The following is a 17,341-nucleotide window of genomic DNA, read 5'->3' as shown; positions in this document are numbered from 1 at the left end:
GCCGACCAGATCCGGTCTTGAAATTTAGGGGATTGGCCGCCTCCGGTTCCCAGCATTTCCGCTGGTCTCCCTCGCGGCGACTTAGAAAACAATACACCCACCACGCCCCCACCGCAACTCCACCCCCCACACCCACCCCACCACCCAAAAACCCCGCCACCACAACCCAAAACCACCCAACCAGGCCCGCCGGCGTCGTAAGCCAGCAGTGTGTGGTGCGTCACGGCCGAAGGGAACAGTGGGGGCCGCGAAGCCGCCAAGTCCTTAAACGCGAGAAGGGCCGGCAACCAAATGGTTGCCGGCCCTTCTTCAAGCCACTGGCTTCAGGAGTCCTGAATTACCAGGAAGACTTCGTGATGCCCGGGAGCTCACCGCGGTGAGCCATGTCGCGGAAGCGAACACGGGAGATGCCGAACTTCTGGAAGGTACCGCGCGGACGGCCATCGATGATGTCGCGGTTACGCAGACGGACCGGCGAGGCGTTGCGGGGCAGCTTCTGCAGGCCGAGGCGTGCAGCTTCGCGTACTTCGTCGGTTGAGTTGGGATCAACCAGAGCCTTCTTCAGTTCGAGGCGCTTTGCAGCGTAACGCTCGACGATGACTTTACGCTGTTCGTTCTTAGCGATCATTGACTTCTTAGCCATGTGTTTAGCGCTCCTCTCGGAATTCGACGTGCTGGCGGATTTTGGGGTCGTACTTCTTCAGGACCAGACGGTCCGGGTCGTTACGACGGTTCTTGCGCGTCACGTAGGTGTAGCCCGTGCCCGCGGTCGACTTCAGCTTGATGATCGGACGTACGTCCTTATCCTTTGCCATTAGAGCTTCACTCCTCGTGCCAGGATGGCGGCGACGACTACGTCAATGCCGCGTACGTCGATGGTCTTGATGCCACGAGCAGAAACCTGCAGCGTGACATTACGGCGCAGGGACGGAACCCAGTAGCGCTTCTTCTGGATGTTCGGGTCGAACCGGCGCTTGTTGCGACGGTGCGAGTGCGAAATGCTGTGTCCAAAGCCCGGCTCGGCTCCGGTCACCTGGCAGTGTGCTGCCATGACGACTCTCCTCAAAAAATAAATGAAACGGCTAACGGAGTTCCCGTTGACCGTGCGTTGGGCGGCGTTCGCATCCGGCTTCCTCCCCCAACCGTCGTTGTCCGCGGGATTCAGGCAGACGGCACAAACCGTCTGCTTCCTCACTGCGGCGAAGATTGTGGGCCACGGGCACCTGGCGCCGGCGGTCTGTTGGACCGTCATTGCGAAGTGCCGGGATGCTGGGCGAATACAGGAATGCGCGCAACTTGAGCCCCTAACTACCGGCCTCCAGGACCGTCGATTTTTCAGACGGGTCCTGCCAACCGGAGCAATTGCGCACGCTCCGCGCCACCTAGCGCCTACCAAGTCTACGAGTTCGGCGATTTAAAGACCAATCCGGCGCTGAATGGTGTATAGGGTAGCGCCCCACAGCCAGTGCAGGCGTCGGGCCGGTGCCCTCCCGAGTCATATGCCCGAAGAAGGCTTTTCACAGCGAAATGATAGGCAGGGGGGCAATTCTGGATCCATGAACACACAACTTCTGACGAACCGTCCCGGGATTCGCCGCAGCTCCGGCGGCGCTGTGAACCCCTTCAGGGCGCAGTACCGCCGGCGGTTGCTAAGAGCGGATCTGCTGACGGTCCTTTTCTGGACGTCGCTGGCCGGCGCGGTCGCCTTGTGGCTGGCCGACGGCGGAATGGCCGGCTTCTCGACTCCAGCCGGTTCCTTCACCGCGCTGGGGATTGTAGCCGGCCTCGCCGGCATGGACCTGGTGCTTCTCATGCTGCTGCTGGCGGCCCGAATCCCACTCATCGACCAGACAGTCGGCCACGACCGCGCCCTTGAGTTTCACCGCAAGCTGGGCAAACCGGCCCTGTACCTGCTGCTGGCGCACGGAGTCCTCATTGCGATCGGCTACGGCATGGCGGAAGGGCTGGACCCCGTCAGCGAGTCGGTTGCCCTCTGGGTCCTTGTGCCTGACATGTGGCTGGCCTACATTTCCATGCTCCTGTTCATCGCCGTCGTCGTCACCTCCCTGGTAGCCGTCCGACGTCGGTTCCCTTACGAATTCTGGTACGCCGTCCACCTCCTGACGTACGCGGCCGTCCTGACCTCGCTCCCCCACCAGTTCAGTGTGGGCGGTCTCTTTGCCGAGGGAACCTGGCAGCGCTGGTACTGGCTGGCCCTCTGCATCGCGACCGGCGCCGCGCTCCTCTACTACCGGGTGGTCCAGCCTGTGGTGGCAACATTCAGGCACCAGTTGACCGTCAAGCGCGTGGTGCGGGTGGCCCCCGGGGTGGTCAGCATTGAGATGTCCGGCCTTCGACTGGACGAGCTGGCGGGCAGTGGCGGCCGGTTCTTTATCTGGCGGTTCCTGGCTCCGGGCCTGTGGTGGCATCCGCATCCGTTCAGTCTGTCCGCCGAACCTGTCCACTTCGACGCCGCCGGCCAGGGCACGCTGAGGATCACTGTCCGCAACCTGGGCAAGGGGTCATCCCAGCTGGCGTCGCTGAAGCCCGGCACCAAGGTGGCAGTGGAGGGACCGTACGGGCTGTTCAGCACGTCCGCGCGGAGCCGCACCCATGTGGTCATGGTGGGAGCCGGAATTGGCATCACGCCGGTTCGTGCCCTGCTGGAGAGCACGCCATTCCAGCCCGGCAACGCCACTGTCATCCTCCGCGGCCACAGCGAATCCGAGCTCTACCTGGGCGAGGAGATCCTCGATCTCTGCCGGCGCCGCGGCGCCACGCTCTTCCACTTGACCGGCTCCCGCCCGGCCGGCATCCAGACCTGGCTTCCGGAGCACGCCGCCCGTGCCGGCCACCGGCTTGCCAGTTATGACCCGAAGATCGCCGACGCCGACGTGTACGTCTGCGGCCCCTCCGCCTGGGCAGACAACGTGCTTGAAGACGCCCGCGCAGCCGGCGTCCGGGAAGACCAAATCCACTACGAAAGGTTCGACTGGTGAGAACCCGCGCAGCAGTTTCAGCCGCCCTGGCCTCCGCCGGCATCCTCATCGCCGGCTGGCAGTCCGGCGTCCATGTAGCCGATACCGGCAGCTCCGTCGCAAGCGCGGCCGCCGGGACCACCGGCTCCACGGGTTCGTCCGGCTCAAGCGGAACGTCCGGCTCCACGGGTTCGTCCGGCTCCACGGGTTCGTCCGGCTCAACAGCTTCGTCCGGCGCGTCGGGTGCGGGCACCTCAGGGGCCTCGGCCAAGGCCGTAGGCACGTACCCTGGCTCGGTCGTCCAGACCCGGTTCGGCTCCGTGCAGGTGCAAATCACGGTTCAAGCCGGAAAGATCACCGACGTCACGGCGCTGCAGCTGACCGATGCTGAACGAAAGTCCGTGCAGATCAGCAACCGGGCCGCCCCGCTCCTGCGCGCCGAAGTGCTCCAATCCCAGTCCGCGGATGTGCAGACCATCAGTGGTGCCACGGTGACTTCCGAGGCGTACTTGAACTCCCTGCAGGCGGCCCTCGATGCAGCCAACCTCTGAGCTGGGCGGCTCTGCCCTGCGGGCCAGGACGTTTGGCTCGATGGGCACAGTCATCAGCCTGACCGTTCCAGCGGGGGCCGTCCCGGAAACTGTGGGCGGGGAGGGCGGGCTCGACGCCGCAAGCGCCGCCGTCGAGCGCGTCTTTGCCGGGTTGGACGAAACGTTCAGCCTGTACCGTCCCGATTCGGAGGCGAGCCGGCTGGCGCGCGGCGAGCTTTCCCTGCGGGACTCATCCGCCGCGATGCGGGACCGCTACGCGGAGGCGCTCGGCTGGCGGCTCAGGACGGAGGGCGCGTTCTCCCCGGAGCGGCCCGACGGTGTGCTGGACCTTTCGGGGCTTATCAAGGGCTACGCGATCGGGCAGGCCGGTGAGGCGTTGCGGAGCCGCGGGATCACCGACTGGTGCCTGAATGCCGGCGGCGACGTGTTGGTGATGGGCTCGCCCGTGCCGGGCAGCGGAACCGCGTGGGCGGCCGGCGTCGTTGACCCGCTGGACCGCTCGGCGCTGCTTGCCGCCTACGAGCTGGGCGGACCTGGCCCCCGGTGCGCCCTTGCGACGTCGGGCTCAGCGGAGCGGGGTGACCATATCTGGGCAGCAGGAGCCGGAAGCCGGACTGCGGGCTCATCCGGCGCAGGGTTCGCCCAGGTCTCCGTGGCCGCGGCAGACATTGTCACCGCCGATGTGCTCGCGACGGCGATCGTGGCCGGCGGGACCGCGATGCTGCACCGGGCCACGGACGGTTGGGAGATCGATGTCCTCGCCGTCCGCCGCGACGGGGAACTGCTCGCGACGCCGGGGTTCCGCGCCTAGGGTGCCGTTCTAGAGGTGGGTCAGCTGGCCGTACTTCGGCTCCAGGCCGTCGCCGGACGACTTGCCGGTGACGCGCCGGACAACCCACGGGCCGGCGAATTCGCGGACCCACCGGGCATTCGCGCGGAGGGCGTCCACCCGGCTCAGCTCGGGAACCGGCGTCATGGGCGGGACGTCAATCGAGTGCTCGTGTGCCAGCACCGTGAGGACGCGCTTGGCCATGTTCGCGTGGCCGGCGGCAGACATGTGCATCCGGTCCGTGGCCCACATGCCCCAGTCGTAGTACTCGCTGAAACGCCAGTAGTCGACCAGCAGGGCCCCGTGGTCCCCGGCGATGCCGCGAACCAGTTCGTTGTAGATGGCCGTACGGCCGCGCATGGTGCCGAAAATCTTGGAACCCCGCGCATCGAAGCCGGTGAACATCACCACGGTGGCGCCCGTGGCCGTGAGCTTGCGGATTCCGGCATCGTATTCGGCCAGCAGGTCATCGATGTCGACCTTGGGCCGGAGGATGTCGTTGGCGCCAGCGTAGATGCTGACCAGGGTGGGATTGAGGGCGACGGCGGCATCGACCTGTTCGGCCAGGATCTGGCGGAGTTTCCGTCCGCGGATGGCAAGATTCGCGTACCCGAAGCCGGGATCGGCGGCGCCAAGCCCCTCTGCCACCCGGTCCGCCCAGCCCCGGACACCGTTGGGCCGGGTAGGGTCGTCGTCGCCGACGCCTTCCGTAAAGGAGTCTCCAAGGGCTACATAGCGGGACGTGAAATCCATGGATCCAGTCTGCCAGCAGTTGCCGTGAGCAACAAAGACGGTGATGCCCGACGTCGGACTGCGGCGCCTTCGGCTGTCGCGCTTAGATGTCGCGCAGGATCCAGTGGTCGTCGTCGAGTCGGGCCACGATCTTTTCGCCGATCCGGGCCAGGTCCGCGACGTCCTCGGGGCTCAGGGCGTCGAGGAACAGTGAGCGGACCGCCTCGACATGCCCCGGGGCGAGTTTCACAATAGTCTGCATTCCGGCATCGGTCAGGTGGGCCGTGGTCACGCGGGCGTCGCCCGGGTGCGGCCTGCGCTCCAGCCAGCCGCGGTTCTGCAGCTTGGTGACCACATGCGAGAGCCGGGACAGGGAGGCGCTGGTGCGCGCGGCGAGCTCACTCATGGGCAGGAAGCGCCCTTCGGCCTCGGAAAGCATCGCCAGCACGTTGTAGTCGAACAGGGAAAGCTTGCCCGCGGCGTGGAGCTGGGTGTCCAGGGCGGCCGGCAGCATGGTGTTGATGCTGAGCTGGGCCAGCCAGGCCCGGCGTTCGTCGGCGTTGAGCCAGCGGGGTTCTGTCATGGCTACATTCTAGGAGACTGGAAGCTTGACGATTCAACTTCAGCCGGGCAATTCCGGAAAACTTCCCGCCTGTCCGTGGCCAGCTACCGGTAGGCTGGCCGCATGTACGTAGTCTCCCTGACATACAAAGTCCCCGAGGACATTGTGGAGTTCCATCTTCCGGCGCACGTGACGTGGCTGCAGGCAGCCTTCGACGACGGCGTCTTCATGGTCGCGGGGCGCAAAATCCCCCGCACCGGCGGTCTGTTGCTCTCGAACGCGGACCGGGCCAGCCTTGACGCCGCCCTGGCCAAGGACCCGTTCTACGTCAACGGTGTGGCTGAATTCGAGGTCATGGAGTTCCACGCCAACAGGGTGGCTCCGGGCTACGAAAACCTGCTGGACAGCTAAGTCCCGGCGGCTACCCGGCGCCGGGCTGGCCGCTGGCGCGCTGGTCGGGCAGCAGTTTCTTCAGGCCGCCCTTGCGTGGGACCCGCACGGGTTCGGGCCAGCGCGGCCGGAGCTGATCGCCGAGGGTTACGCCGCGGAGCTTCCGCCCGAACAACGGCAATACCCAGTCGCGGACCCAGCGGCGCTGCCGGCGTTCCCACTCCCGCAGGCCCGGTTTCACGGGCGGCTCCCATTCCCTGGGTTTGATCTTGTGCGGCACGCCGAGGTGGTCCAGGACCTGTGAGGCGAGGTATTTGTGGCCTGCCTTGGACATATGCAGCCGGTCCGAATCCCACATCCGCGGGTCATGGAAGGCGTCGAAGCACCAGTAGTCCACCAGCACCGCGCCGTAGCGGCCGGCGATCTCGCGGACGCGCCGGTTATAGAAGGCGTTGCGTTTCTTCAGCGGCTCCAGCAGCGCCGAGACCTTGACGTCGAAGCCGGTGAAGAGCACCAGGGTTGCCCCAGTGCCGGCGAGCGCAGCCACCAGGGACTCGTAGTCCCGCATGAGGGCCCCGATGTCCGTGCCGAAATCCAGGATGTCGTTGCCGCCCGCGTACAGCGTGACGAGGGTCGGCTCCATGGCCACGGCGGGACCAAGCTGTTCGCCGGCGATGTGGCGCAGCCGTTTGCTGCGGATGGCCAGATTGGCGTACTCCCACCCCGGCTGCGCCTTGGCCAGCCTCTCCGCAACCCGGTCTGCCCAGCCCCGCACGCCGTTGGGGAAGCGGGGATCGTAGTCCCCCACGCCCTCGGTGAAGGAATCCCCCAAGGCAACAAAGACCCGCCGCCCGCCTCGATCCGGAAGCAAAGGAACTGAACCCATCCGTCCAAACTAACCCCCGCAAAAAGCGGCCAGGGAAAGGGAGAGTTAACCCAAGATGACCCGGCCGAGCGAGCCGCAACCGCAACAGATGAGTCTCAACGTGACAGATGGGACGCACCCAAGGTGAGCCCCCCGACCGCTGCCGATGCTTTGCGAAGGTGAGCCGCCCCCAAGGCCGCAATCGCAGTTTTGCAAAGGAGCGCATCGCCGACCAGAGCCGAGGGAGGCCGCCCGCGGCCGAACGAGGCGGCGGGAGGTGTCTAAGCGACGGCAAAACTGGGATTGCGGGCGAAGCCGCACAGCAACCTGCACAACGGGAGCGACGGCAAAGCAGCGGTGGCGGGCGTAAGCCCGGAAGGACCTGCGGGAGCGTCGGGGCAAGAACCGCAGGACCTGCGGGAGCGTCAGTTAGAGCTCAGCTTTCCCCTGCCGCCAGTACCCCATGAACGCGACTTGTTTCCGGTCAATCCCCACGTCCCGCACCAAGTACCGCCGTAACTCCTTGACGGTGCCCGCTTCGCCGGCGATCCAGGCGTAGAACGGCAGTGCCCCGGCGGGCTTGTCCGGGTTCTTGCCGGCTCCGATCATCGCGGCGTCCATCCGGGCGGGGGTCTCCCAGAGGATGTCCTGGTCCACGTTCACGTCATCGGGTTCGGGCCCTGCCCCGCCGCCGGCCGCAGAATCAGAGGGCGGCCGGAGGCCGACCCAGCCGGGTTCGGGAACAGCGGCGCGGACGGCTTCCTGCAGGAGTTCGCCGTGCGGACGTGAGCGGCCGATCGAGGCGCCGCGTGCCAGCCAGGTGATTTCGACGTCGGCGTCGGACCTCAGATCCAGGAAGTCGCCGGGCTCGGGGACCTCAAGAAACGCATGTCCGCTGATGTACGACGGGAGGCTTTCCAGGATGGCGCTGATGGCCGGGACAGCGGTCTCGTCACCGGCAAGCAGTACGCGCTGGGCCAGGCCCGGCCGCCATTCGATGCCGGAGTAGGTCTCCGCCGTGACACAGTGCGCGGCCCGGTTGTTGGGTCCAATGAGGGTGAGGGCGTCGCCGGGCCTGGCGTTCAGCGCCCAGTTCGCGGCGGGTCCGCCGTTTCCGGCGGCGTCGAAGTGCATGACAAAGTCGACGTCGATCTCCGGATACACGGAGTCGAGGCGTTCCTGCCGCACCGTGTAGGTGCGCATGGAGCCACGGATCGCGGGATCCATGGCCAGCCATTCCTGGTACCAGCCGGACTGCTCCATGTGGAACACCGGCAGCGGCAGCTGGGTGCTGTCCTCGGCAAGGGACGGGATCATCAGCTTCACGCGCAGGTCCAGGGTTTCGCCGTGGACGCCGAAGCCACGCAGGGAGTACCCGCCGAAGGTGACCCGGCGGAAGTTGGGGCTGAGCTCCTGCACCGCGGCGACCGTCACGTCGAACGCCAGGGTCATTGGTTGGCTGGGCGGCTGGTTGCTTACCCCAGAGGGAGTACGGCGTATCCGCGACTGGCTGCTGCCTGCTGCAGTGCCGCCCGTTGCACTGCCGGCTGTTGCACTGCTGTTAACTGCCCTCATGGGACCAACTCCAGGGTTGCTGTTTCTGCTTTTGGGAACTCGGCGTGGTGCCGGCCGAGCGGGATGATCAGTGGCGTGCCGGAAATGGGGTCGGGCAGCACCCGCGAGTCCAGGCCGAAGACGTGTCGGACCAAGTCCTCGGTGACGACGTCGGTAGAGGTGCCCTCGGCCACGATCCTGCCGCCTTTCATGGCGATGACATGGTCCGCATACCGGGCCGCCAGGTTCAGGTCGTGCAGGACGATTGCCACGGTGGTGCCGCGGCGCCGGTTCAGGTCCGTGATCAGGTCCAGGACCTCCACCTGGTGGGCCAGATCCAGGTAGGTGGTTGGCTCGTCGAGCAGCAGAACGTCGGTTTCCTGGGCCAGCGCCATCGCGATCCAGACGCGCTGACGCTGCCCGCCCGAGAGTTCCTCGACGTTGCGTTCGGCGAGCTCCAGGGTTTCGGTGACTTCCAGCGCACGGTGCACAGCGAGATCGTCACCCGCGCTCCAGCTGCGGAAGAACCCCTGGTGCGGGTAGCGTCCGCGGCCCACGAGATCCCGGACCAGAATGCCGTCGGGGGCGGTGGGGTGCTGCGGGAGCAGGGCGAGGATGCGGGCGAGTTCCTTGGCCGGGCGGGAATGGATGTCCTTGCCGTCCAGGGTCACGGTGCCGCCGGCCGGCTTCAGCAGCCTGGACAGGCCGCGGAGGAGCGTGGATTTGCCGCAGGCGTTGGCGCCCACGATCATTGTCACCTTCCCCTCGGGAATCTCCGCCGTGAGGCCTTCCACCACCCGGCGCTGGTCGTACTGCAGCGTCAGGTCCTTGGCGTTGAGAACTGCCATGTCAGGCGTCCTTTCGGTTGGCCGTGACCAGGAGCCACAGCAGGAACGGTGCTCCCAGCGCGCCGGTGACCACACCGACGGGAAGGACGGTGCCGTCCAGCAGCAGGGGGGCGATGTTGGCGGCGAAGTAGTCGGCGGCCAGGACAATCAGGGCGCCGACGAACGCGCCGGCCGGAAGACTGGCCTTGCCCGTGAAGCGGCGCGCGATGGGGCCGGCCAGGAAGGCGACGAAGGCCACGGGCCCGGCGGCTGCAGTGGCGACGGCGGCGAGGGCGACGGCAACGGCCACCACGCCCAGCCGGGTGATGCCCACCCGGATGCCGAGCCCGGCGGCGGCGTCGTCCCCGAGTTCCAGGATGCGCAGAGGGCCGGCGAGGACGGCGGCGGCGGGCACCAGGACCAGCAGCGCCAGGGCCAGCACTCCGGCACGGTCCCAGCTGGCGGAATTCAGGGATCCGTTCAGCCAGATCAGGGCCTCGGCCGCGGTGCGGATATCGGCCCGCGTCATGAGGAAGTTGACCACGGCGTTCAATGCCGCGGCGATGCCGATGCCGGCCAGGATGAGCCGGCTTCCGGCTGTGTTGGAGTGATTGCCGCCGCCAGATCCGAGGGAACCGCTGCGCGAGATTGTGTAGATCAGGACGGCTACCGCCACGGCCCCGCACAGTGCCGCGCCGGACACCGCCGCTCCGGAGGCGCCGAAAACGACGATGGCGGTGACGGCGGCCGCGCTGGCCCCGTAGCTGATGCCGATCACGTCGGGACTGGCCAGTGGATTGCGCAGCATCGTCTGGAACAGGGTGCCCGAGAGCCCGAAGGCAATGCCGATCATGGTGCCGATGACTGCCCGCGGCAGCTTGGTTTCCATCACGATGAAGCTGGCGCCGGGGATCCTCTCGCCACCGGTGAGGTGGGCCGTGAGGATCCTGACGAAGTCCGGGACGGTGACGGTGTAGCTGCCCAGCAGGATGCTGACGGCGAGGAGCACAACGACGGCGAAGGCCAGCAGGGCCGTCCGGCCCATCGACACACGGCCCATCAGCACACGGCCCATCAGCGCACTGCGCAGCGGCCCCCCATTGGCGCGGACCGGGCCGGCCGGTTCGGCCAGTTCGCGCTCGGCGGGTGCGTTCTCCCCCAGCTCGCGCCTGACGTTGGCGAGGTCTGCCTTGCTCACAGCCCTGCCCCCTTCCCGCGGCGGACCAGCCACACAAAGACAGGCGCACCCACCAGCGCCGTCATGATGCCCGCCGGGACTTCGCCGGGCAACAGGATGACACGGCCCACCACGTCCGACAGCAGGAGCAGCACCGGTGCCAGGACCAGCGAGAACGGCAGGATCCAGCGGTAGTCCGGGCCGGTCAGGAAGCGGACGGCGTGCGGAACCACCAGGCCGACGAATCCGATCGGCCCGGCCAGCGCCGTGACCGAGCCGCAGAGCAGCACAATGCCCAGCGCGGTGACGGCGCGGACCAGTCCGACGCGCTGGCCCAGGCCGCGGGCGATGTCATCCCCGAGGGCCAGGCTGTTAAGGATGCGTCCGGTGAACAGCACAATCAGCGCCCCGGCGGCCAGGAACGGCAGCCCGGGCAGCACCACCGACCAGTCCCGGCCGGCGATCCCGCCGACCTGCCAGAAGCGAAACCGGTCCAGGGTGTCCTGGCTGGAGACCAGGACGACGTTCATCAGCGAATACAGCCCCGCGCTCAGGGCCGCGCCAGCCAGTGCCAGTTTGACCGGCGTCGCGCCTTCCCTGCCAAGTGACGCGATCAGGTAGACGACGACGGCGGCTGCCGCGGAGCCGATGAACGCGAACCAGATGTAGCCGGTCAGGGACGAGACGCCGAAGACGTAGATCCCGGTGACGACGGCGAGGGCCGCGCCGGCGTTGACACCGATGATCCCCGGGTCCGCGAGCGGGTTGCGGGCCACCCCCTGCATGGTCGCGCCTGCCAGTCCGAGGGCGCCGCCGGCCAACAGACCGAGCACGGTGCGGGGGATGCGGGCGTGGATGACGGCATGGTCGCCGTCGGCGGGGTCGAACTGCGTCAGGGCCTGCCAGACCGTGCCGAGCGGGACTCCGCGGGCACCCACAGCCAGGGACGCCGCGCAGACCAGGACAAGGACGACGACGGCGGCCAGCAGCCAGGCGGCCTGCTTGGCGGCGGCTTTCCTCCTGGCGGGGGCGACAGGTGCGCCGGGCACACTGCCGGCGGGCGCCGTCGCCGTACTGATTGTCATGGAAGCGTGTTATTTCGCTGCGGCGGCGACTTTGTCCGCGGCGCCGGCCAGCTGCGGCAGGAACGTGTCCAGGGACCACGGCAGGCTCAGCGGCGACGAAGCGGAGATGGACAGGGTCAGCGTGTTGTTCGAGTCGGCAACCAGCGCGCCGGTCTTGACGGCCGGGATCTGGCCCAGCAGCGGGTCAGCCTTGATGGAGTCGGTGGTGGCGGCATCCGGCACCCAGGTCACGAAGATGTCCGAGGTGAGTTCGTTGGCCTTTTCGGCGGACCACGGGATAAAGAATTCCTTGGAGCCCTTGGAGTTGTCCTCGACAACGGATGCGAGCTTCATGCCGATTTCGTTGAGGAAGCGGGGGCGGTTGTCGTTGGCGGTGTAGACGTTGACGCCGTCGCTCTTGTCCGGTTCCAAGTTGCCGTAGATGAAGGACTTTCCGGCGATCTGGGGGTACTTGGAGACCTTGTCCTTGATCGTGGCCTCGGTGTCGGAGACCAGCTTGGCAGCTTCGGCTTCCTTGCCAAGGGCCTTGCCGATGATGGTGGTGGAGTCCTGCCACGGCGTGCCGTAGGCCAGCTCCGGGTGCGCCACGACGGGGGCGATCTCGCTGAGCTTCTTGTAGTCCTCCTCCGTCAGGCCGGAGTAGGCGCCGAGGATGACGTCCGGGTTCAGCTTGGCGATCTCGGTGAAGTTGATGCCGTCAGCCTCGGAGAACTGGACGGGGGCCTTCGCGGAACCGAACCCGGCGCCGAGCTCTTCCAGTGCGGCGTCCTTCCACGGTGTGGAGCCCTTGTCGTTACCGCCCCATTCGTTCTTGGGCACGCCCACGGGAACCACGCCGAGGGCGATCGCGACGTCGTCGTTGACCCAGGAAACGGTGACTACGCGCTTGGGCTGTTCCTTGATGGTGGTCTCGCCGAAGACGTGCTTGATGGTCACCGGGAAGACGGTGCTGGCCGGCTGGGAGGGAGCGTCCGCCGCCGTCGAGCTGGCAGGTCCGGTAGAGCAGGCGGTCAGGGTCAGCGCGACGGCGGCCAGGAGGGCTGCGGCCCGCCCTGCGCTCTTGCGGAGGCGGCGGCCGGCGGGGCGGCCGCCTGAACGGGTGAAAAGGGCGGAAGCCACGGAACTCCTTAGGTAAGTGATGTAAACCTAAGTAAGGCTAGCCTATCCTTTGTATAATTAAGAAAGGTTTGAGTAACGTAATTGTCTCAATTGCCCTTTGAAGTGCACCGGAGCATCGATGCGCCCCTCGTTGCACTACTCAAGGCCCAGCCGCCGGGTGCGGAATGCGAACTGGACACGAATCCCGGGCTTTGCAAGGATGGGCTCGCCGGATAATCGGAACCGGTGATGTATTGGGACGGGGGAAGTGAGCATGGACATCGCGACGATGACTGTTGCCACGGTTAGCGGGGTGGCCGCTGTGGCCTGCTACGCGCCCGCGCTCCTGCCAGCCCCGCCCGCGCAGGCCCTTCCCGCGGAGTCCCGAACCAGCACGGACTAGTCGCGCGAGACGCCTTGCCCCACACCGGAGTTGCAGGCTGGCAGTCATCCGCCCACAAGCCCCCTGGCGCGCCGCGCGCCCTTCTGGCCGGAGCCATCCGATTTTCGAAAGTGTCCGTCATGCAAAAATTCACGGCGCAGCAGATCCGCTCGTCCTTCATCAACGCGAGCCGCTCAGAAGCCGCCAAACTCAATCTGCCCAAGAGCTTCGACACCCTGGACTGGGAAGCATTGGACTTCCTGGCCTGGCGGGACGCGAAGATGCCCCTCCGCGGCTATCTCGTGGTGCAGGGGCCGAAGGGTCCCACCGGCATCATGCTCCGGGCCCCTGAAGGCGGGGCCAAGAAGAACCGTTCCGTGCTCTGCGAGCTGTGCCGGGACGTGTTCTCCAAGGACGACGTCCTGCTGTGGGTGGCCAAGCGCGCCGGGCAGTCCGGCCGCAACGGCAACACGCTGGGCACCCTGATCTGCGCCGATTTCCTGTGCTGCCGCAATGTCAGGGTGGAGCCTGCGGCCAACGAGATCAACCCGGACCCGGCCGCGGTCGTGCTGCGGCAGATCGAAGGGCTGGTGGCCCGCACGGCCCAGTTCGTGGAGCGCGTCCAAGGCAATTAGCCCCGACACAAGCAACGCGGGGTCACTTACGGCCCATTACGGTGGCGTTTATGGGCCGTAAGTGACCCCGCGTTGCTTCAAGGGAGAGGGGTGAGGTCAGCGCAGGACGATGTCCACGGGGTTCGCCTCGGAGCGCCAGGTGCCCTCCGTGCCCGGACGTGCGGCGATCACCGGAGCCGTCAGGACGCCGGAACGGTTGGTGCGCTTGTCCCGGAGGATCTCCGTCACCGAGCCAAGGTGCCGGGAGAGGTCGATGACGTTCTCCGGCGCGGCCAGCAGGAGCTGGAAGCCGAACTCATGCAGCGCCTTGATGCCCGCGCCGGCGAATTCCTCCGAGGCGAGCACGAACGCCTCGTCCATCATGACCGTGCCGTACGTGGTGAAGCCCTGCTCGGCGATGCCCAGCTGGTAGCTCAGCGCCGCCGCCATGATGAACGCGGTGAAGCGCTGCCGCTCGCCACCGGACATGGAGCCGGTGTCCGCGTGCATGTAGACCTCGGTCTTCTTCGCGCCCTTCGCTGCCCCCTTGGCACCGGCGCCCTTGGAACCGGCACCCTGGACTTCGCGGTGTTCCTTGCACTGGATGAACAGGTGGCCGCGGACGTCCAGCACTTCGGCCCGCCAGCGGCGGTCCTCCGGGGTCTGCGAGCCGAGCCGCTTCACGAGCGTTTCGAGCGACTTGTAGCGGGTGGTGAGCTCGGCGTCGTCGTCCCCCTCCGCTCCGGACGCAGCAGCGGACGCTGCAGTAACCGCCTTGCCGGGCCGGGTGTGCCGGACCTTGAGCGCGTTCTGGATGGCGTCCTTGAACTGCTTCGCCGTCGCCGGCAGTGTCTGCTTGATGTCGAGTTCCAGGAAGCTGCCCTCGTGGAAGTTGACCTCGGACAGGATCCCGTTCAGCGGCAGGATGCGGCTCGTGATGGCGCGCCGCTCCTCGTCGAGCAGGTGCAGCAGGGTGGAAAAGGATTCGTGCGTCCGCTGGTTGAAGAACTGCCGGAACTCGGCCTCCTGGGCGGGCAGCCCGTCGCTGACAATCGCGTGGTAGCGGGATTCGAACTCCCCCGCGGCGCCGATCGAGGTGCCGTGGTCCGCGGATATCGCCGTGCCCCACTCCCGGACGAAACCCTCGAAAATGCGGGTGAGGCGCTCCGAGGTGGCCTGCCCGCGGGACTCGGCGACGTGCAGTTCGGCCAGGAGCCTGGTGCGGACCTGGTTGGCGAGGTTGTCGAGTTCGTGCATCTCCAGGACGTCACCGAAGCCGGTGAAGTACGGTTCCAGCGCGGCGACGCCGGCGTCCGACGGCGGTGCCTGCGCCAGCCGGGTGCGTGCGGCATCGAGCAGCGCACCAGCGGCGGTCATGCGCGCATCGAGGGCCTTGTACTCGCTTTGCAGCACGGCCGCGGATTCGGTGCTGGACTGGTGCTTGTGCCGCGCGGCTTCGATGCTGGCGCGGAGCGGTTCGAGGTCGGCCTGTGCGGCGAGGGCGTCCTTGAGGCGCTTCTCGATCCGGGCGAGCTCCTCGCCGGCCACGGCGGCCGACACCTGTTCCCAGGGCCGGTGGTCCTCGGCCACCCGGCGCAAGGCTTCAAGCTGCCGGGTCATGCCTTGGTGCGACTCTTCCCGGCTTTGCGCCAGCTCGGCGGCCTTGGCCAGCTCCTGCTGCAGGTCCTCAACCTGGGCCGCCACCAGTTCGAGCTTGGCGGCATTGTCGAACCCGAGGACGTAGTCCTGGCGGGATGTGAAGCGGTCATCCTTTTCCACTGTGTGGCGGTTGCGCTTGACCACACCGCCCAGGCTCAGGCCCTTGTCCAGGCCGGCGAGCTCGTCCGGGTTTTCCACACACGGGTAGGCGAAGTCGAGGGCAATCCGTTCGCGGAGCCAGGCGCTGGACTGCGCAAGCGCCTGGGCGTGTGGCCCGGCCGGCAGCCCGGCATCGGTGAGGAAACTGAGCTTGGTCAGCAGGTCGCGATCGGCCACGTCCTCGACGGCCAGCGCGCCGCCGGCCAGGGGCCGGGAGACGTCCACGGCACGCAGCGCCCCGCGCACGGAATGGTCGTTGAGGTAACGGGTGACTGCCGCGAAGTGCTCGCCCGGGACCAGCAGCGTGGTGGCCAGGCTCCGCAGCGCGCGCTCGGCAGCCGGGCGCCACTGTTCCTGGCCCTCGGCAAGGTCGATCAACTCGCCGCCGAAAGGCATCTGCTCCTCGGGCACGCCCGTGGCAGCGGCAATGGCGCTCCGGTTTTCAATGCTCGACGGCGGCAGCAACGATTTGCGCGTCTTCAGCGAGACGAGCTCCTGCTGGGCCGCGGCGAGTTCGCGCTTCCGGGTGGCGTGGCCATCAAAGGCCTCGAAGCGCAGTTCCTTGAGCGCCTCGGAATCGTCCTGGAGCTCAGCCGAGCGTGCCGCGGCGTGCTCGTGGGCCTGATCCCAGCCGGCGGCCGACCACTGCAGTTCCAGCCCGGCGTCGGTCAGCGCCTTACGGGTCGATGCCTCGACTTCCTGCCGGAGCTTGAGCCCCACCCGGGCGTTCTCCAGGGACTGCTCGATCGCGGAAATCGCGTTGCCGCCCTGGTTGTTGTACTCGCCCTCCAGCTGGCGCAGTTCCCTGGCGAAGCCGTCACGGACAGCGCGTTCGGCGGCCAGGTCCGTGGCCTTCGCCTGGGCCAGCTCCTTCAGCCGCGCCAGGGTCTTCTCGTGGACTGTGACCGCGAGCTGCTGCTTGTAGGCCTCGAATTCCTCACCTGTTAGGTCCCGCAGCCGGTTCGCGTCCAGGAGCGCCTGAGCGTATTCCTTGTTCAGCCCGGGGACGGGGGCCAGCTGGTCGCGCTGCTGCCGGACGTCCTCGAGGCGCTGCCGGATGGACATGAGGTTGCTGAATTCCTCGACGACGTCATCCGCCGCGGCCAGCGTGGCAGGGGCATCGAGGACCTGGTCGCGGAAGAAGGTGTTGACGCTGCCCCCGAGACCCTTGCCGGCTTGGATAACGCGCAGCAGCGGAAGGGCCTGATCCGAGTTGATGCCGAGAAGCCGGCGGAATCGTTCGGCGAAGGCCTTGTGGACGTCGAAGATCTGGGCGTCCGGGAAGATCGCGTCCAGCGCAGACTTGGTGAACCGCTTCTCCGCGATGCCCTCGATCGCCGCGAGGGCCAGCGGCTTGTTATCGATCACGTAGTACCGGCCGACGCTGGATTCCGTGCCGTTCTTGGGCAGGTCGAAAAGCGCCGAAACCGTCACCCGCGTGCCGGCGGCGTTGTCGAACGTCAGCGCGACGGCGGACCAGGTCGCGCCGGGGCGCTGGAACGCACTCGCCGAGCCCTCCCCCACGGCCTTGTCGCCTACCTTGCCGCGCATGTACGTGAACGTGGTGCGTTTGTCCTCGACGGCGCCGCCTGCCCGCTGTGCAGCCGCTTCGTTGGAGCGCGGACGGGCGTCGAAGACCCGAAGCATGGCATCGAACAGCGTGGACTTTCCGACGCCCGAATTGCCGGTCAGCAGTGTGCCGTTGCGGTCCACGTGCATCGTGTGGGCGCCATGGAATGTGCCCCAGTTGACCACCTGGACCAGGGCCAGGCGCATCTGGCCGGGGTTCGTGAGCTCACCCATCGGCAGCATGGTTGCGATGCTCACTTGGTCTCCTCGGCTTCTTCAGTGTGGCTGGGTGACGACGACGGCGATGCCG

At 67.2% G+C, this 17,341-nt stretch carries 17 protein-coding genes; 5 read left to right on the top strand and 12 right to left on the bottom strand.

What is annotated here, in order from left to right; genetic code table 11:
• Positions 1–337: 337 nt before the first annotated feature.
• From rpsN to rpmB, 3 genes are read right to left on the bottom strand one after another with little or no spacing between them, the layout of a single operon-like run.
• Positions 338–643 (bottom strand): 30S ribosomal protein S14, encoded by a 306-nt coding sequence (gene rpsN, locus AC1DNG_RS20135; protein WP_026266887.1) that lies wholly within the window; start codon positions 641–643, stop codon positions 338–340.
• A 4-nt stretch (positions 644–647) separates the two neighbouring features.
• Positions 648–815, bottom strand: a complete 168-nt coding sequence (gene rpmG, locus AC1DNG_RS20130) for a 50S ribosomal protein L33 (RefSeq protein ID WP_003798558.1) — start codon at positions 813–815, stop codon at positions 648–650.
• Positions 815–1,051, bottom strand: a complete 237-nt coding sequence (gene rpmB / locus AC1DNG_RS20125) for a 50S ribosomal protein L28 (protein ID WP_011693744.1) — start codon at positions 1,049–1,051, stop codon at positions 815–817. Before rpmB ends, rpmG begins: the two co-directional genes overlap by 1 nt.
• Before the next feature lie 505 nt (positions 1,052–1,556).
• Here rpmB and AC1DNG_RS20120 point away from each other — a divergent pair.
• Genes AC1DNG_RS20120 through AC1DNG_RS20110 form a run of 3 tightly spaced genes read left to right on the top strand, consistent with a single transcriptional unit; the run spans position 1,557 to position 4,340 of the window.
• Positions 1,557–2,999, top strand: coding sequence for a ferredoxin reductase family protein (locus AC1DNG_RS20120; RefSeq protein ID WP_476888092.1), 1,443 nt, complete (start codon positions 1,557–1,559; stop codon positions 2,997–2,999).
• Positions 2,996–3,529 (top strand): FMN-binding protein, encoded by a 534-nt coding sequence (locus AC1DNG_RS20115; protein WP_476888091.1) that lies wholly within the window; start codon positions 2,996–2,998, stop codon positions 3,527–3,529. The genes AC1DNG_RS20120 and AC1DNG_RS20115 overlap by 4 nt, the downstream gene beginning before the upstream one ends.
• Positions 3,530–3,569: 40 nt before the next feature.
• On the top strand, positions 3,570–4,340 hold the full coding sequence (locus AC1DNG_RS20110) for an FAD:protein FMN transferase (protein ID WP_476851724.1): 771 nt from the start codon (positions 3,570–3,572) through the stop codon (positions 4,338–4,340).
• Positions 4,341–4,349: 9 nt separating this feature from the next.
• Here the strand turns inward: AC1DNG_RS20110 and AC1DNG_RS20105 are convergent, their stop codons facing one another.
• Complete coding sequence (locus tag AC1DNG_RS20105) at positions 4,350–5,111, bottom strand: SGNH/GDSL hydrolase family protein (protein ID WP_476851695.1); 762 nt, start codon at positions 5,109–5,111, stop codon at positions 4,350–4,352.
• An 82-nt stretch (positions 5,112–5,193) separates the two neighbouring features.
• Positions 5,194–5,673 carry a MarR family winged helix-turn-helix transcriptional regulator gene (locus AC1DNG_RS20100; protein WP_223915074.1) on the bottom strand — a complete coding sequence of 160 codons (480 nt, stop codon included), beginning with the start codon at positions 5,671–5,673 and terminating at the stop codon, positions 5,194–5,196.
• Between the two features lie 102 nt (positions 5,674–5,775).
• Here AC1DNG_RS20100 and AC1DNG_RS20095 point away from each other — a divergent pair, with 102 nt between their 5' ends.
• Positions 5,776–6,063 carry a YciI family protein gene (locus tag AC1DNG_RS20095; protein WP_018776102.1) on the top strand — a complete coding sequence of 96 codons (288 nt, stop codon included), beginning with the start codon at positions 5,776–5,778 and terminating at the stop codon, positions 6,061–6,063.
• Between the two features lie 10 nt (positions 6,064–6,073).
• Here AC1DNG_RS20095 and AC1DNG_RS20090 read toward each other — a convergent pair whose 3' ends face one another.
• From AC1DNG_RS20090 to AC1DNG_RS20065, 6 genes are all read right to left on the bottom strand, one after another.
• Complete coding sequence (locus tag AC1DNG_RS20090) at positions 6,074–6,928, bottom strand: SGNH/GDSL hydrolase family protein (protein WP_476860473.1); 855 nt, start codon at positions 6,926–6,928, stop codon at positions 6,074–6,076.
• Between the two features lie 408 nt (positions 6,929–7,336).
• A complete protein-coding gene (locus AC1DNG_RS20085) occupies positions 7,337–8,359 on the bottom strand; it encodes a siderophore-interacting protein (RefSeq protein ID WP_476874346.1) in 1,023 nt (340 codons plus the stop codon).
• Positions 8,360–8,478: 119 nt separating this feature from the next.
• Entirely contained in the window at positions 8,479–9,309 is an 831-nt protein-coding gene (locus AC1DNG_RS20080; protein WP_476874345.1) for an ABC transporter ATP-binding protein, read from the bottom strand.
• 1 nt (position 9,310) lies between these two features.
• The gene (locus tag AC1DNG_RS20075; RefSeq protein WP_476888094.1) at positions 9,311–10,348 is read right to left on the bottom strand and encodes a FecCD family ABC transporter permease; all 1,038 of its coding nucleotides are present in this window, start codon (positions 10,346–10,348) and stop codon (positions 9,311–9,313) included.
• A 134-nt stretch (positions 10,349–10,482) separates the two neighbouring features.
• Positions 10,483–11,550, bottom strand: a complete 1,068-nt coding sequence (locus AC1DNG_RS20070; protein WP_476888090.1) for a FecCD family ABC transporter permease — start codon at positions 11,548–11,550, stop codon at positions 10,483–10,485.
• 9 nt (positions 11,551–11,559) lie between these two features.
• Positions 11,560–12,669, bottom strand: a complete 1,110-nt coding sequence (locus AC1DNG_RS20065) for an iron-siderophore ABC transporter substrate-binding protein (RefSeq protein WP_476888089.1) — start codon at positions 12,667–12,669, stop codon at positions 11,560–11,562.
• Between the two features lie 501 nt (positions 12,670–13,170).
• Between AC1DNG_RS20065 and AC1DNG_RS20060 the strand changes: the two genes are divergently transcribed.
• Positions 13,171–13,665 carry an FBP domain-containing protein gene (locus tag AC1DNG_RS20060; RefSeq protein WP_476851702.1) on the top strand — a complete coding sequence of 165 codons (495 nt, stop codon included), beginning with the start codon at positions 13,171–13,173 and terminating at the stop codon, positions 13,663–13,665.
• 96 nt (positions 13,666–13,761) lie between these two features.
• Here the strand turns inward: AC1DNG_RS20060 and AC1DNG_RS20055 are convergent, their stop codons facing one another.
• A complete protein-coding gene (locus AC1DNG_RS20055) occupies positions 13,762–17,289 on the bottom strand; it encodes an ATP-binding protein (RefSeq protein WP_476888088.1) in 3,528 nt (1,175 codons plus the stop codon).
• Between the last annotated feature and the right edge of the window lie 52 nt (positions 17,290–17,341).

It is taken from the genome of Arthrobacter sp. 01T425 (genome assembly GCF_056398725.1).
The sequence above is the reverse complement of the archived record's forward strand: the minus strand, read 5'-3'. Positions and strand labels throughout refer to the sequence as shown.